General features: G+C 69.8%; 14 protein-coding genes and 6 pseudogenes. 12 read left to right on the top strand and 8 right to left on the bottom strand.

All coding sequences use genetic code 11. The features are described from left to right. Positions 1–18: 18 nt before the first annotated feature. A pseudogene (locus ACIRF9_RS47550) lies at positions 19–114 on the bottom strand (transposase); the annotation flags it as partial. A 233-nt stretch (positions 115–347) separates the two neighbouring features. On the opposite strand from ACIRF9_RS47550, the gene ACIRF9_RS47545 reads away from it, so the two are divergent. Together ACIRF9_RS47545 and ACIRF9_RS47540 are read left to right on the top strand one after the other, a co-directional pair. Then, on the top strand, positions 348–1,109 hold the full coding sequence (locus ACIRF9_RS47545) for a class I SAM-dependent methyltransferase (protein ID WP_403836367.1): 762 nt from the start codon (positions 348–350) through the stop codon (positions 1,107–1,109). A gap of 158 nt (positions 1,110–1,267) precedes the next feature. Further along, a pseudogene (locus ACIRF9_RS47540) lies at positions 1,268–1,521 on the top strand (IS110 family transposase); the annotation flags it as partial. On the opposite strand, the gene ACIRF9_RS47535 reads toward ACIRF9_RS47540, so the two are convergent. Together ACIRF9_RS47535 and ACIRF9_RS47530 are read right to left on the bottom strand one after the other, a co-directional pair. Next, entirely contained in the window at positions 1,519–1,950 is a 432-nt protein-coding gene (locus ACIRF9_RS47535) for a hypothetical protein (protein WP_403836267.1), read from the bottom strand. The pseudogene ACIRF9_RS47540 and the gene ACIRF9_RS47535 sit on opposite strands and share 3 nt — an antisense overlap. A gap of 81 nt (positions 1,951–2,031) precedes the next feature. Further along, positions 2,032–2,304, bottom strand: a complete 273-nt coding sequence (locus ACIRF9_RS47530; protein WP_403836265.1) for a hypothetical protein — start codon at positions 2,302–2,304, stop codon at positions 2,032–2,034. A gap of 234 nt (positions 2,305–2,538) precedes the next feature. Between ACIRF9_RS47530 and ACIRF9_RS47525 the strand changes: the two genes are divergently transcribed. Both ACIRF9_RS47525 and ACIRF9_RS47520 read left to right on the top strand, forming a co-directional pair. Then, entirely contained in the window at positions 2,539–2,949 is a 411-nt protein-coding gene (locus ACIRF9_RS47525; protein ID WP_403836263.1) for a hypothetical protein, read from the top strand. 153 nt (positions 2,950–3,102) lie between these two features. Then, a pseudogene (locus ACIRF9_RS47520) lies at positions 3,103–3,882 on the top strand (alpha/beta hydrolase); the annotation flags it as partial. Between the two features lie 625 nt (positions 3,883–4,507). On the opposite strand, the gene ACIRF9_RS47515 reads toward ACIRF9_RS47520, so the two are convergent. The 3 genes and pseudogenes from ACIRF9_RS47515 to ACIRF9_RS47505 all read right to left on the bottom strand — a co-directional run bounded on the left by ACIRF9_RS47515 (position 4,508) and on the right by ACIRF9_RS47505 (position 5,587). Further along, the gene (locus tag ACIRF9_RS47515; protein WP_403836261.1) at positions 4,508–4,753 is read right to left on the bottom strand and encodes a transposase; all 246 of its coding nucleotides are present in this window, start codon (positions 4,751–4,753) and stop codon (positions 4,508–4,510) included. A gap of 73 nt (positions 4,754–4,826) precedes the next feature. After that, a pseudogene (locus ACIRF9_RS47510) lies at positions 4,827–5,035 on the bottom strand (transposase). Between the two features lie 201 nt (positions 5,036–5,236). Further along, positions 5,237–5,587, bottom strand: a complete 351-nt coding sequence (locus ACIRF9_RS47505; protein ID WP_403836259.1) for a VOC family protein — start codon at positions 5,585–5,587, stop codon at positions 5,237–5,239. A gap of 295 nt (positions 5,588–5,882) precedes the next feature. Between ACIRF9_RS47505 and ACIRF9_RS47500 the strand changes: the two genes are divergently transcribed. The 7 genes and pseudogenes from ACIRF9_RS47500 to ACIRF9_RS47470 all read left to right on the top strand — a co-directional run bounded on the left by ACIRF9_RS47500 (position 5,883) and on the right by ACIRF9_RS47470 (position 11,443). Then, positions 5,883–6,977: a hypothetical protein gene (locus ACIRF9_RS47500; protein WP_403836257.1), complete on the top strand. Its 1,095-nt coding sequence runs from the start codon at positions 5,883–5,885 to the stop codon at positions 6,975–6,977. A gap of 79 nt (positions 6,978–7,056) precedes the next feature. Continuing rightward, complete coding sequence (locus tag ACIRF9_RS47495; RefSeq protein WP_403836255.1) at positions 7,057–7,920, top strand: DUF3592 domain-containing protein; 864 nt, start codon at positions 7,057–7,059, stop codon at positions 7,918–7,920. 106 nt (positions 7,921–8,026) lie between these two features. Next, entirely contained in the window at positions 8,027–8,233 is a 207-nt protein-coding gene (locus ACIRF9_RS47490; protein WP_403836253.1) for a hypothetical protein, read from the top strand. Positions 8,234–8,246: 13 nt separating this feature from the next. After that, positions 8,247–8,445, top strand: a pseudogene (locus tag ACIRF9_RS47485) (hypothetical protein); the annotation flags it as partial. A gap of 250 nt (positions 8,446–8,695) precedes the next feature. Then, positions 8,696–8,848, top strand: a pseudogene (locus tag ACIRF9_RS47480) (response regulator); the annotation flags it as partial. A 153-nt stretch (positions 8,849–9,001) separates the two neighbouring features. Further along, positions 9,002–9,952 carry an SDR family NAD(P)-dependent oxidoreductase gene (locus ACIRF9_RS47475; protein ID WP_403836251.1) on the top strand — a complete coding sequence of 317 codons (951 nt, stop codon included), beginning with the start codon at positions 9,002–9,004 and terminating at the stop codon, positions 9,950–9,952. Positions 9,953–10,609: 657 nt separating this feature from the next. Continuing rightward, entirely contained in the window at positions 10,610–11,443 is an 834-nt protein-coding gene (locus ACIRF9_RS47470; RefSeq protein ID WP_403836365.1) for a PIG-L family deacetylase, read from the top strand. Here ACIRF9_RS47470 and ACIRF9_RS47465 read toward each other — a convergent pair. Beyond that, a complete protein-coding gene (locus tag ACIRF9_RS47465; protein ID WP_403836249.1) occupies positions 11,385–11,867 on the bottom strand; it encodes a hypothetical protein in 483 nt (160 codons plus the stop codon). The genes ACIRF9_RS47470 and ACIRF9_RS47465 overlap by 59 nt on opposite strands. A 733-nt stretch (positions 11,868–12,600) precedes the next feature. On the opposite strand from ACIRF9_RS47465, the gene ACIRF9_RS47460 reads away from it, so the two are divergent. Further along, positions 12,601–13,278 (top strand): serine hydrolase, encoded by a 678-nt coding sequence (locus tag ACIRF9_RS47460; protein WP_403836247.1) that lies wholly within the window; start codon positions 12,601–12,603, stop codon positions 13,276–13,278. Here ACIRF9_RS47460 and ACIRF9_RS47455 read toward each other — a convergent pair. After that, the gene (locus tag ACIRF9_RS47455; protein WP_403836245.1) at positions 13,268–13,642 is read right to left on the bottom strand and encodes a hypothetical protein; all 375 of its coding nucleotides are present in this window, start codon (positions 13,640–13,642) and stop codon (positions 13,268–13,270) included. The genes ACIRF9_RS47460 and ACIRF9_RS47455 overlap by 11 nt on opposite strands. Positions 13,643–13,889: the final 247 nt, after the last annotated feature.

Genomic DNA, 13,889 nt, shown 5'->3' with positions numbered 1-13,889 from the left:
GAAACCCCACATCCTCAGCCGGTTGTAGACGCCTTGCCGGTTGCCGTACCTCTCCGGTAGATGGACCCACTGTGTTTCGGTCTGGAACTTGTAGGCGATCGCGTCGATCACCTCGCGGTGGTCCCGCCAATGGCCTCACCGCTTCGGCGTCCGGTCCGGGAGTAACGGCTCGATCCGCGCCCACTGCGCGTCAGTCAACGGCACAGCCGGGCCAACGATCAGATGATCCAAACGAAATGACCTAGCTCCAGGGCGCATGGCGGCGCGGCGGGGAAGAGGGTTCCTGACGCGGGGCTACCGTCTTGAGGGTGACAGGAATCGATGCCGACCGGCAGTGGTCGGAGTCCATGCCGGCGGCGTATGAGCACTACCTTGTGCCGGTGGTCTTCCAGCCCTTCGCCAAGGACCTGACCGGCCGGGCGGCGGCACTCCACCCTGGGCGGGTCCTTGAACTGGCTGCAGGGACTGGCGTGTTGACGTCGGAACTGCTCGCAGCGGCACCCTCGGCCGAGGTGACGGCCACCGACCTGAACGAGGCCATGGTCGCTTTCGGGTCGGCCAGGGCGCCGGGCGCGGTGTGGCGGCAGGCCGACGCACAGCGGCTGCCGTTTTCGGACGGAGGATTCGACCTGGTGGTCTGCCAGTTCGGCGTGATGTTCTTTCCCGACCGTATCGAGGCCTTCACCGAGGTCCGCCGGGTGCTGGCCCCGGGCGGCCGGTTCCTGTTCAACACCTGGGGCCCGCTCGGGACGCACGCCTTCGAAGCCGCACTGCAGGCCGGGCTCGAGCGAGCCTTTCCGGCCGACCCGCCGCGGTTCTTCCCGACGGTTCCGCACGGCTACGCCGACCCCGCTGTCGTGGCCGCTGACCTGGCCGCCGCCGGGTTCGCCGTCGAGGACGAGCAGGAGCTGACGCTTCAGGGCCGGGCCGCGTCGACCGCTGACCTTGCCACCGGGTACCTCACCGGGACACCGGTGCGCGTGGCCGTCGAGGAGCGTGGCGACGTACCGGCCATCCGGGCCACCGTCATTGAGGAGATGACGGCCCGTCTGGGCCCGGGGCCGGTCACCGCCCCGATGACGGCGTACGTCTTTCGCGCCGCGGCCTGAACGCAGGACGCGCCCGCGCCGAGGACGGGCGCGAGCCGACCTCGGCACGGCGCTGTACCTGCGCAGGCAGGGTGTCGCAGCCGTCGTGGAGGAGCTCCGCTGAGAGGACGAGGAACGGGCTCGTCTTGCGCCTCGGGCCGCTGAGGGCCGCGGCTGTCGCCCGCATTCTGATCGAGGTCGGCGACGACAGCACCTTCCCGACCGCCGGCCACCTCGCCGCCTACGCGGGGCTGGCCCCGGCGATGCGCAGCTCGGGGCTTCGATCCGCGGCGAACAGCCCTCCCGGAGGAGAAACAAGCAGCTCGAACGAGCCTTCCTCCTCTCCGCGTTCGCGGCCCTGGGCGACCCGGCGTCGCAGGCCTACTACGACAGGAAGATCGCCCAGGGCAAGCACCAGACCCAGGCTCTGCTAGAGCATGGTCAGGAGGTGATCCGTGGGGCTGTAGTCGATCTTCCAGTCGGCATAGACCCCGCAGAATCCGTCCTTGATGCACCGCAGGCCCACGGTCACCCAGCGGACCGCTCCGTCGCCGCCGAGCGAGAACGCAACCGCGGTTTCGAACTCCTCGCTCCCACAAGGGCAGCCGGCCGCACCGGGCTCGTCGTCCTCCCAGGACTCCTCGTTCCAGTACTCCTCGCTGTCCGCGATGAACGCACGGCTCCCGCAGCCAGAACACTCCCGTTCCGCTCCGGACGCATTGACCAGCGCGAAGAACACGCAGCCGCCGCATCCCTCACAGACGGAAGGAGCGATCTTCACCGGGCGGCCGTCGACCGCTCCCCGCAGGAACGCCGCGAGCTCCGCGGAAACACCCTCGCCGACCTGATCATCAGCATGCACGGACACATCCTTCCAGACGCCCCCAACCCACCCCCGACCAGCTTGACCAAAGACATAGGGGCCCCGGCTGAGGGAGCGCGGTCAGCTGTTGCGGCTGCGCATGCCTGCGGCCGCGAACACCACCGTGGGGACGGACACCAGGACTGCCCAGCCCAGGCGGCGCGTCTGGTAGGTGGCGCACATCGCCTCGACGCCGTCCTCCACCGACCCTCGCATCGTGGTCTCGTCGTTGCCGAGGACCGAGTGACATTCGGAGCGCTCGAACGCAGAGCTGATGTCCGGGGCGCTGGTCAGCAGCCAGAGGATCGCGCCGAAGCCGACGCACGCCAGAACCCACAGAATTGTTCTGTTCATGCCGCGACTATAGGGGTGCAGCTGACTACCAATTGAAAAGACCGGCCACCGCCGCCCAGGGCAAGCCACAGCTGCACCTCTGACGGCTTCTCGCATGCCGGGACCAGGAACACCTGGCAACAGTGGGCTGATCGGTCGAATCCTGCTCCAGGCCGGAGTTGGCGATGTCGACCGTGGTGCCGGTGGGACCTGGGTAACGGCGACCGTGTACTTGGCCCCTTCGCCACCAACACCATGGCGCCTGCCGACGCCTGGATGGCATGGGCGAAAGTACGCATGGTCAGGCTCGCCCGACTGCTGTGCGCCGAACGTGGCTACGACCTGCTGCCCAGCGGCAGGCCGTACCGGACGCTGCCCGGCGACGCCGGCCGCCGACGCCTGCTCACCGGCCAGGTCCTCGCCACCGACGAAGGCGTCCGTCTCGCCCTCGGCCCCCACATTGTCGCCGTACCCCCACCACTGGATCAGCTCCTGATCCACCTCGCCGAAGACCGCGACGGTGCCCTCGCGCTCGGTCGGAGCACGGGGACCTCTCCTGGCTCCTGCCCGGCACTCACCCGGGCCGCCCCCGCAGCCCCCGCCAACTGCGTACGCGCCTCGCGTCCTACGGTTTGCCCTCCCGGCGCGGACGCAACAGCGCGCTGATCGACCTCGCAGCGCAGTTGCCCCCCGCCGTCCTCAGTGAGGCGCGCAGTACGCCGCCGAACTCAGCGGCCGCTCGAAGAGCGGAGACCAGGGTCGGATGCTTGCGGTGACACTCTCGAAGAACGCAGGCCACGGCGTGAGTGAATAGGGGACATGCTCTCCGACTTCACGCACGACCACGACGGTGAACGACTCAGTGGTGTGTACGGCGGTGATTCGTCCGAGGTCACCGCCGTGGTGCTGCATGGCGCAGGCACCAGCAGCACGGAGCGATTGCTTCCGCTGGTGCGGGAGTTCGTGGCCCACGGCTGTCGAGGGGTTGCCTTGGACTTCTCCGGGCACGGCGAAAGCACCGGCAAACTGAGCGAGTTGAGCCTGCGGCGACGGTTCGAGCAGGCTGTCGCGGTGATCGACACGTACGCGGGGGCGGACGGGCCGCTGGTCCTGGTGGGGTTCAGCATGAGCGGGCAGACGGTGGCGGATCTCGTCCGGCATTACGGGGATCGGGTGGCGGCGCTGGGGCTGTGCGCGCCCGCCGTGTACACCGCCGAGGCGTGGGACGTGCCCTTCGGGGACGGAAACGGCCGGTTCAGCGAGATCATCCGGCAACCGGACAGCTGGCGGCAGGCGCCCGCGCTTGAGGTACTGCGGGCGTACGAGGGCCGGGCGGTGCTCGCCGTGCCGGGCACGGACACGGTGATCCCGCCCGCGGTCACCGAGGCCTTACAGGATGCGCTGGCCGCGCGCGCCCAGTACACGCGGTTCGACCTTCCGGACGCGCAGCACCAGCTGGGAATGTGGTTCCGCGATCACGGCGAGGACCGGCGGGAGTTCGTGGAGGCGGTGCTGACCGGCGTCGACGACCGTGGCTGGACGGCCACGCGCGCGTGGGTGGCCAAGCAACTCGGCCATGGCCGGTCGGTCGCCGACTCGCGTCTGTGACCAGGCTGCCGGCCTTCTGATCCGCTCCGACATCAACAGCGCCGCACTCCTTGAGCCACGGTCAGCAGGGACGAGGCTCACTCGCGCAAGCGTGCGAGCCTCGACCTGATCGTCGTAGTCGGCTGGCCGAACCTCGTTGGTGCCCGGGGGAAAGCCGTGCCGGCGCTCGAAGTCGTCCGTCATTACAGGGCACCATGGTCACCGTCTTCGGCGCGGTTGCGCAGGACCGCCTCCATCCCCCGTTCGTGAAGCGATGCGTTGAGTCTCCGACGTGCATGGACGTCCGTGAGAGCGCGCTCTGTGAGTTCCGAGAGTCGTTCCGCACGGGCGAGCAAATCCATATGCCACAGATGGCTGTCGTGCCTGGATGGATCGGCGGAGTAGCACTCGGCGTGGGCGCTTACCAACGCGATGGCCGCATCCCAATCCCGGCGCTGTTCCGCTGCCTGGGCCTGCTCGAACCACTCCACAGGACGAGTATCGCGTAGCACTGGCTCGCGCAGCATCGTGGGAGTGGTCGCCGACAGCCGACAATGTCCGCCAGGATCAAGCCCCCTACCGCTGCCTGCCGAAATACTACTGGCGCAGATGCCGTGGGGCTGTCCCCGCTCGGCGATCACGGGCCGGATCCCGCGCTGCCGCAGGAACGGGCGGTACTTGTCGTGGTCGTAGCGGCGGTCCGCGAAGAGCATGTCGGGCCGCTTGCGCGGTGGCCGACGACTCCGGCCACTGCCGGGATCTTGTCCAGCAGGGGCAGCAGTTGGGTGATGTCGTTGCGGTTGCCGCCGGTCAGTGACACCGCGAGCGGGATGTTCTGGCCGTCGGTGATGATGTGGTGTGTTCGCTGCCCGGGCGTGCGCAATCGACCGGGCTGGGTCCGCTTTCGGGCCCCTGCCGGCGGCCCGGACGTGGGAGGAGTCGATCACCGCCCGCGATCAGTCCAGCTGGTTCTTCGCCCGCAGCTTGTTCAGCAGCAGCTGGTGCAGTTGGTCCCAGACGCCGGCCTCGTTCCAGGCAGCGAGGCGGCGCCAGCAGGTCATGCCCGAGCCGAAGCCCAGCTCCTGGGGCAGGTACTCCCACTGGACAGCACGAACAGGATGCCGCACAAGGCCTGCCGGTCGGGCACTCGCGGCCGCCCCTCCACCAGCTTCGGCGCCGGCTCGGGCAACAACGGCTCGATCAGCGACCACAGTTCGTCCGACACAACGTCCCAGCGTCGCGCACTGAGCCACAGCCCTACGAACCGCTACGAACGCGATTTCCGATGCGGGGGGTCTCCCTGTGGTGGCGCCACCGATGCTCCGCGGCAACCCTGAGATTCGTCACGCTGCGCCAAGTGCTGGCGTCACAGGCTGTGGGCGATGGGGTGCAGCGGTTCGTACAGCGGTAGTTCGGCGCCGCTGGGGAGCCGGATCGCAGTCAGTTTGCCCCAGCGCTGTTCGCTGACCGGGCGGGTGATCTCGACGCCTTGCGCGCGGAACTCGCCGAGCTGGGCGTCAAGGTCGTCGCACATCAGGAAGAACTCGTGCCGGGGCGGGCCGTCGGTCGGGTGCACGGCCACCTCGGCCGGGGGCAGCTTGAAGATGAGCCAGCCGCCGCCCGCGTCGACGCCGGGAAAGTCGAGGACGTCACGGAGGAAGGCGCGGTCCGCCTCGGCGTCCTGGCTGTAGAGGATGACATGTGCACCGCTGATCATGGCTTGCTCCTGGCCCTTCGACGTGCGCGCGGTCGTGTCCTCGGCATCCTGGCACGCTCAGATCCAAGAAGACCTTCGACTGCATTCGATGACACGACGACTGAGTTTCACGGCAGCGGACATCGTCATAGCGGCGCATGCCTGCTGTGAGGTGGGTGTTGAGGTTGTCCTACAAGCGGACTCGGCGCCGTGCTCCACCACCTCGGCGAAGCGATCGAGGCGATCCCGCCCTGACCTGCCGGAAGATCATACTGAGGTCTACCGGCCGTCACCTGAGCCCAGCACAATCGCCCGTATGACGATCACCACGGGCGCGCCGCCGCCCACGCACCGTACACCCGTCGCGCTCGCACGGGGGTTCCTGACCGGTGGGGTGGTCGGCACGTCGCTCGCCGCGCTCGTCCTGGGCGGGATCGTCGAGAACGTGCCGCTGTTCGTCACGGGGCTGGTCCTGCCCGCGGTCTACGGACTGCTGTTCTTCCTGACCGGTATGCCGAGGCGTGCCCGGGAGGCGGCGGTCGTGCCCCGCACGGCGCTCGCGATGATCGAGAGCCTGGAGGCCGTCGGGGGCGAGACGAGCGACGTACCGGTGCGCTTCGAGCTCACCGTCGCACCGGACGACGGGCCGGCGTACCGGGTAGAGATCACGCAGGACATCAACCTCGTGGACCTGTCCGACTACCGGCCGCGCGGCGTCGTGGTGGTCCAGTACCCGCCGGACAGGCCGTGGCGGGTGCGCATCGTCAAGCGGCCGACACCGGAGTGGGAGGACCGGGCGGCCTCGGCCCGCCTCGACTCGGCGCCCGGGACGGCCAGGGTGGCCGCGCCCCCGGAGGGCTGTGCCTTCGGCTTCATCATGCTCCTCGGCCTGCTCCTCGGCGCGGTCGTCGTGGTCCTGCTGTTCCGCGCGGACCTCTTCGCCCGGGACGACACCGCGAAGCCGCCTTCGGCCGCACGGCCGTCCGTCTCCTCCACGTCGTCGACCACGGTGGTGTCGTCGGCCTCCGGAACGGTCGCCCTGGGCCCAGGCCAGTCGTTTCTCGACAAGGGTGAGCTGGACCGGGCGGTCGGCTCGCTCACCAGGGGTGGGGACACCCGCCCGGCGCTCACCGTCGTCGTGCAGGAGCGCCTGCTGACGGTCGTGTTCTCGCCGACCGGCACGCAGACCCCGGGGCTCGACCCCCGTGCGCTGCCCTACGACGGTTTCCCCGCCCTGGTCGAGGAGGCCACGACCACCCTCGGCGTCCGCTCCCCGCAGACCTGGCAGATCACCGCCGACCGTCTCACCGGCTCCCTCGTCATCAGGGTCGTCGTGACCGGGCCCGAGGGCACGGCGTCACTGGAGGCGAACGGACAGGGCAAGGTGGTGCGGCGCGCGCCCGCACGATGAGGTGCCCTGGGACCGCACTGTTCCGGACGGTAAGGGGTGTGCTCGGTGGCCGTCCCCGAAGTGGCAGGAGGAAAGACGGATGGGCTGGCACGGATATCTGGTGCTGTGGTGTGGCGTGTTCGGCACGGTCGCGCTGGTCGGCTACGGGAGGTCGCTGGCCGGGGTGACCCGGGCGCAGCGAGCGGTCCGGGCGAAGGGGCGGATCGAGAGGGTGGGGGAGCCCCGGCACGGAAGCTCTCCGAGCGAGGGGATAGCCGTGGTCGTCTCCTTCCAGGATCCGTCCACCGGGCAGGAGTTCACCGTCACCAACGACGGTGAGCGGGGCGAGAGGATCAGCGCGGCCTGGACGGGCCGGGAGATCGGCGTCCCCTACCCGAGCGGCAGACCCCACGCCTTCCGGTTCACCAACGACCCCTCCGAAGAAGGCGGGCGCGGACTCGGCTGGCCGACCTTCGCGGTCTTCCTCGTCTACGCCGGTCTGGTCGTCGTCGCCGCGATCGACTGGGGCTGGCCGTGGGCTCTGCTCGGCTTCTGCGGGCCGTGGGCGCTCTCCGGGGTGTACCACCTGCCCGGGAACGTACGCGACAGGAACCGCCGTCTCGACGAACTCGCCGCCATGGCCGCCGTACCCGGCCGCGTCGTCGCCGTACTCAAGAGCGTCAGCACCGACGACGACGGACACACCTCCACCCATCTGGTACCGGTCGTCACCTTCACCACCCTCGACGGTACTGCCGTCACGGCCTACTGCGAGTCAGGACTGCCGGACCCCGCCGGATCGCAGGGCCGGGACGTCGCGATCCACTACGCCCCCGACGACCCGGCCGTCTTCGTCCTGGACGTCGAGGCCGAACGCCGGTCCTGGAAGCGGGACATGGCCGTCAACGTCGTGGGTGTTCTGGTCGTGGCAGCGGCGGCCGTGGTGGGGGTGGTCGCGCTGTGACACGGGTGCCGGGCTATCTTCCCGCCACGGATCCGCTCACGTTCGACTACGAGTATCTGCAACTGCGCGTGGACCGGGGGCCCGTAACGCTACCCCGCCGGCCTGGGTGACGGTGTACGCCAAGGCCCTTCGAGGGGGCCGGACCCGGCTGCAATTCGGGATCGCCGAGGATCTGGGCGAACCGATCTACGGGTGCGTGCCGAACTCCGGACCGGTGTTCTTCCGGCACGAGATCCCGACCGCCGACGAGCCCCTCTACCGCGCCTTCTTCACCGACCTCGCCCACCTGGCTGACCGCCCGATCGCCTCGTAGGGCCAAGGTCGGGACCGATGCTGAGCTCGAGGAGTCCGGCCGCCGCCACGCCCGGGGCCGTGTCGAGCGTGAGGACCTGCAGGCGAACCTCACGGGCGCAGAGTGGACTGACGACGATGCCTTCGCTGCCTGGGGACTGAACGATGCCGCCGGTACCGCCCCGCGCTTGGGCACTGGAGTGGACTGGAGACCTCGCGGCCCGCCTCTTTGAAGCCCACTCGGCATTGGTGCGGTTCCACAGGTCGGCCACGTCTGGCTGCATGCCGCGGTGGTGGGCATGTGCACTGCCCACGCTTCTGCGGCTGGGCCGGGAGAGGTCAGATGGGGAAGGCGGATGCCGCGCGGCCTGCTTGCGGGCCTCGTCGCCGCCGGACTGGCGATTCCGTTCTTGCACCGCCTCATCGACACCGAGGGCAGTGGGAGCCGGCAACGCCGGCACGAGGGAATGGACTCAAGGCACTGCTGCCCGTCATCTTCCTTACCGCGATGGGCATGAACCCGGAACACTCCGCCCGCGGATACGCAGCCGGCGCTGTCGACTACATCAGCAAGCCCATCGACCCTTGGGCCCTGGTGCGGCGCTCGCTCTCAGTTTCTGCGCCGGTCGTGCTGTAGGGGCCCTTTTGTTCTCTGCAGTTCTCCGGAGGGCGTCGGAAATCTGTCGGCGGTGTGCGTGATCTGTCGGCGGTATGTCGGTGGAGGTTGCGACCTTGTGGGGGTTGGTGCTCTCCATGAGCGGCTGCCCCAGAACGCAAGGAGCCTGTCATCGTGTCTTCCGCATCCCAGAGCCGACCGTGGGACGTTCACCGGCTGCCGTCTGCCGAGGACAGGATCTTCCTGGTCACCGGGGGTAACGCCGGGATCGGCTACTTTGCCGCGGAGCAGCTCGCCGCCACCGGCGCCGTCGTCATACTCGGCAGCCGGGACCGCGCGAAGGCCGACGCCGCCATGGCCTCGATCCGCTCCCGCGTCCCCGGCGCGCAGGTGCGCCGCCTACAACTGGACCTCGCCGACCTGTCGTCCCTGAAGACCTCCGTGGACAGGCTGGACCTCGATCGTCTCGACGCGGTGGTCTACAACGCGGGGGTCGCGCTCGACGACCCGCCGCGTCGCGAGACCAAGGACGGCCACGAGCTGATGTTCGGCACCAACCACCTCGGCCACTTCGCGCTGACCCAGTGGCTGGCCCCCCTGCTGTCCGCGGCGCCGGCGGGCCGCATCGTGACGGTGGGAAGCTTCGCGGCGCGGTCCGAGCGACTGGACCTCGGCGATCTCCAGTCGATCCAGGACTACCGGCCCAAGCGCGCCTACGGCCGATCGAAGCTGGCGCAGATGTGCTTCGGCTTCGAACTCGATCGCCGCCTGCGTGCCGTCGGCAGCACGGTGCTCAGTGTGGTGGCCCACCCCGGCGGCGCACTGGACTCCCTCACCCCGTCCCGCCCGCAGGTAGGCGTGACAACCCCGGGCGAGCGGCTGCGCGCCTTGCCCTCCGCGCTCTTGGTGCAGGGCAAGGACGCCGGAGCATGGCCCGTCGTCCGTGCCGTCCTCGACCCGGACGTGCAAGGAGGGCAGCTGTGGGGGCCGAGGGTCTTCGGCCTGCGTGGCATACCGCGGCGTGAGCCCGTCCCCTCCCACATGGCCGACCCGGCCGTCGCCGCTCGCCTGTGGGCGGTCAGCGGTGAGCTGGTCGGCACCGATCCGCACCTCGGCTTTCGGTAGGCGCGAAGCCGCACCCTGGGCGGCCATCCGGCGGGCTCCTGCCATGCTCAGCCCGGCCAACCAGGGTCAGTCACAACCAGTTGCCTGCAGGGGTCGGCAGGCTCGTTCGCTGGCGTAGGGATGAACCGGTACGGCGAGGCCGACCCCGGGTGGTACATGCCGACCTGTGAGGGCCTGGCCCGAGGAGACGCCAGGAGCTGTTTGGCAGGACGACAGGGCTCGGCGCCCCCGCACACCGCGCCCTGGTCCGGGGCCGTCCGACAGCCCAGGGCAGGTCAGCCTCAGCCCAAACCGCCGGCTGTTACCCCGGCCATGCGGGCCCGGTGGTTCGCGGGTGCTGCTCGGCCGGGCGGGGTGTGGCTGGACTTGGCCCGGGCCGGTGCACCGGGTGGAAGTCGGATCCGGCGTGGCGCTGAGACATGCAGGTCGCGCCTGTACCTCGTTCGCGTTGAAACGCCGAAGCCTGGAAGGCCAAGCGGCCGCCCCGGGAACAGCCGGGCCGGCCTGCACGGTTGCATCGACCGAGGGACCGGTGCCGCACGGGCGGGGAACACGGAGACCACAAGGTCGTCCGCCCACCAGGATCCGGGTCCCCGGGGTCGCGGTATGCCTGCCGCGCACTCGGACCAAGACGAATTTGTGCAGGAGGACTGTTTCATGACTGACCGGCCTTTGACGCTCATGGCAGTACACGCCCACCCCGACGACGAGGCCACCGGAACCGGAGGGGTCCTCGCGCGGTACGCGGCGGAAGGCATCCGCACGGTTCTCGTGACGTGTACCGACGGCGGTTGCGGTGATGGACCGGGGGGTGTCAAGCCGGGGGATCCCGGGCACGATCCGGCGGCGGTCGTCTTGATGCGCCGTCAAGAACTTGAGGCGAGCTGTGAGGTCCTGAAGGTCAGGGATCTGGAGCTGCTGGACTATGCCGACTCCGGGATGATGGGCTGGCCGAGCAACGACGCCCCGGGATCCTTCTGGCGGACCCCCGTGCAGGAAGGCGCGGCGCGACTCGCGGAACTCATGCGGCACTACCGACCTGATGTGGTCGTCACCTACGACGAGAACGGCTTCTACGGCCACCCCGACCACATCCAGGCCCATCGCATCACGATGGCGGCGCTGGAGATGACCGCGCTGACACCGAAGGTGTACTGGACCACGATGCCCCGCTCGATGATGCAGCGGTTCGGCGAGATCATGCGCGAGTTTCATGAGGACATGCCGGAGCCGGATCCTGCCGAGGCCGCCGCGATGGCCGAGATCGGCCTCCCCGACGATGAGATCACCACGTGGGTGGACACCACCGCCTTCAGCGGTCAGAAGTTCGACGCGTTGGCCGCACACGCCAGTCAGGGCGAGAACATCTTCTTCCTCAAGATGGGCAAGGAGAGGTTCGGCGAGTTGATGGGCATGGAGACCTTCGTTCGCGTCAAGGACGCCACCGACGCGGCCCTACCCGAGAACGATCTCTTCGCCGGACTGCGCTGATCCGCCCGCCCGCCCGCCCGCCCGGCCGGTAAGCGCATCGACCGCACGGCGCGCTCGAGCGGGTCACATACCCGGAGGCTTCCACGCGAGTTCCACTCCGGCAACCAGCCACGGGATGTGGCTCCTGCCAGCCGTAGCGGGTTGCCTGCTCGACGCCGAGGTTGATGACCATTGCCGCTCGGGCGCTCAGCCCGCACAGGCGCACCGCCGCCAGATGGCAGGCGCCACGGTGTTCCCGCAGTACATGTATGCGCTGCATGGCCGCACCGACCGGGTCGTTGCCGGGGCAGTGCTGCCCGCGCCAGCCGGCGAACAGTGGCAGTGTGTCGGCGTCGTCGGGGGTGCGTAGCAGGCGGCGGCTTCCTCCGCCGGTATCACGGACCGTCCCGCCGGCCAGCCCGCGGTGACCAGGTGGGGCGCCCACGCCTGCCGGACGAGCCCTCACCCGCACCGCAGACAGCCCGTGCACTCCACGCCCGGATCCAGCCCCGGTGACACCCTCAGCGGCGCCGCGCAGCTCCCCCAAACGCCGCGGGGCACTCACCGTCAAGAGTGGCGTGCACCGGCCACGGCACCCGGGACCATCAGGCTGCGCCCGCGGGGCATGCCGGCGCGGAGCAGGTGCACGGGCCCGCGAGAGACGGGCCTTCGTTCCGTTTCCAAGGAGCTGTCAGACGGCGGCTGCGGCAAGCGCGTTACGCCTCCAGGGGGAAACCGGCCCGGGATGCGGCGCGCCTCGCCCCAGAAAAGACTGTGGGCATGCCTTTCCCCCCGGTTGTCGTCCGCTCGTACGATTGAGGTTTCCGATGCATCCGAACCATGCGCTCTGTCCACCCCACGGGATGGAGCACCGGCCTGTCCCGCCCGGTCCGCCCGGCCCGGCCGGACACGACAGGGCCCGTGCGCGGCGGGAGCGGATACAGCAGGTGCTGGCCTGCTCGGCGGCGGGCATGCTGCTCACGGGCTGCTTCGCTGCCGGTCAGCACACAGCCGCCGACCGGGCCGGACGCTCCCTGGCATCCAGCCGGGCACCGTGGACGTCGGCACACAGCAGCCCGGCCCAGGCGCCGCCGGGCACGCGGACGCCGGCCCCGCCGGATGTGAACAGCGTGCTCGCTCGTGCGCTCGAACCGGTCCGGACACGGAGCGGCACCGAGGTGTCCGCCGCCGTTCTGGAGCCCCGGACCGGCCGGCGGGCGGTGTACGGCTCACAGACATACATCACCGCGAGCCTGGCGAAGGTGAACATCCTGGCGGCCCTGCTGCTGCACGCCCAGCGCGAAGGGCAGTCACTCGTCCCGTGGGAGACATCGACGGCCGCCTCGATGATCCAGAGCAGCGACAACGACTCCGCGGATGTGCTGTGGCGGCGTATCGGCGGCGGCCCAGGGCTCGACGACGCCAACAAGACCCTGGGGCTCGCCTCCACCCAGGCAGGACCAGGTCCCCACTGGGGCCTCACTCGCACGACTGCGGCAGACCAACTGACCCTGCTGACGGCCGTGTTCGCCAACCATTCACCGCTCAGCGAAGCCTCACGCCACCTGATCCAGACCTTTATGGGCCGGATCGACGCCGGCCAGGACTGGGGAGTGTCCGCGGAAGGCAGCCGCTGGCAGCTCAAGAACGGCTGGCTGCAGCGTTCCCACTCCCAACGCTGGGCCATCAACAGCATGGGGCGCCTCGAAGCACACGGGAGCACGTTCTACGTCGTCATCCTCTCCCACGGCAGCCCGAGCATGTCGGACGGCATCGCCGCCGTGGAGCGAGCCGCGCGAACAGCCGTACATACCCTTTGCGGCACGCCCCCTCCCGTGCCCCCGATCATCCGCTGACCACTGGCGGCCTCCTTTTCGAAGCCGGTGGACGTCCACGGCGGCCGGCCGCCGCCCCGGATACCGGATGCCGCTCGTTTCCTCGTTCGCCACCGGCCGGCCGCACCCGGGCCGGCCGTGCCTTCAACGGCTCCGGCGCCAGGCGCAGCCGGGCCCATCCGCAGCCGGCTCCAGCTGGGCCCGGCCGGTCGCGCGGTGGTCCTGAGCCCGCCACGTGCCGCTTCCAGGCGGCGGCGTGCTGGTCGGCGGCCATCCGGGCGACCATGCCCAGCGGGCGCGTCAGCGGCAGCATCCGGCCGAACAGCCGGCGGACCCGCTTGTGGCCGTCCTCGCCGGTCAGGCCGTACGCAACGGCGCCGTCCACGGACACCACCCCCGCGGCGCGGACCGGGTTCCGCTCGGCCCAGTGCGCCGGGTGCCGTCGCGGAGCATCGCGAACAGCACGTTGATGCGGCGGCGGTCCTGGACGCAACCCCCGGAATCGAGGTCAGGACCGCGGAAAGACATCTCACGGCGCTAAGAGTCAAGCCGGAGTGGCTTCGAGGAGCGGGGCGAAGGCTCGGTGTTCGTCGTAGGGAATCTGGTGTTGCAGGCAGTGATGGAGCATTCCC

It is taken from the genome of Streptomyces sp. NPDC096132, from assembly GCF_044763345.1.
GTDB lineage: Bacteria > Actinomycetota > Actinomycetes > Streptomycetales > Streptomycetaceae > Streptomyces.
Note: the sequence above shows the minus strand (reverse complement) of the source record. Positions and strands in the feature narration are given on the sequence as shown.

Coding starts and splice junctions, on each gene's coding strand:
- ACIRF9_RS47545 (WP_403836367.1), top strand. CDS start 348: ATGCCGGCGGCGTATGAGCACTACCTTGTGCCGGTGGTCTTCCAGCCC.
- ACIRF9_RS47530 (WP_403836265.1), bottom strand. CDS start 2,304: ATGAACAGAACAATTCTGTGGGTTCTGGCGTGCGTCGGCTTCGGCGCG.
- ACIRF9_RS47525 (WP_403836263.1), top strand. CDS start 2,539: ATGGCGCCTGCCGACGCCTGGATGGCATGGGCGAAAGTACGCATGGTC.
- ACIRF9_RS47505 (WP_403836259.1), bottom strand. CDS start 5,587: ATGATCAGCGGTGCACATGTCATCCTCTACAGCCAGGACGCCGAGGCG.
- ACIRF9_RS47500 (WP_403836257.1), top strand. CDS start 5,883: ATGACGATCACCACGGGCGCGCCGCCGCCCACGCACCGTACACCCGTC.
- ACIRF9_RS47495 (WP_403836255.1), top strand. CDS start 7,057: ATGGGCTGGCACGGATATCTGGTGCTGTGGTGTGGCGTGTTCGGCACG.
- ACIRF9_RS47470 (WP_403836365.1), top strand. CDS start 10,610: ATGACTGACCGGCCTTTGACGCTCATGGCAGTACACGCCCACCCCGAC.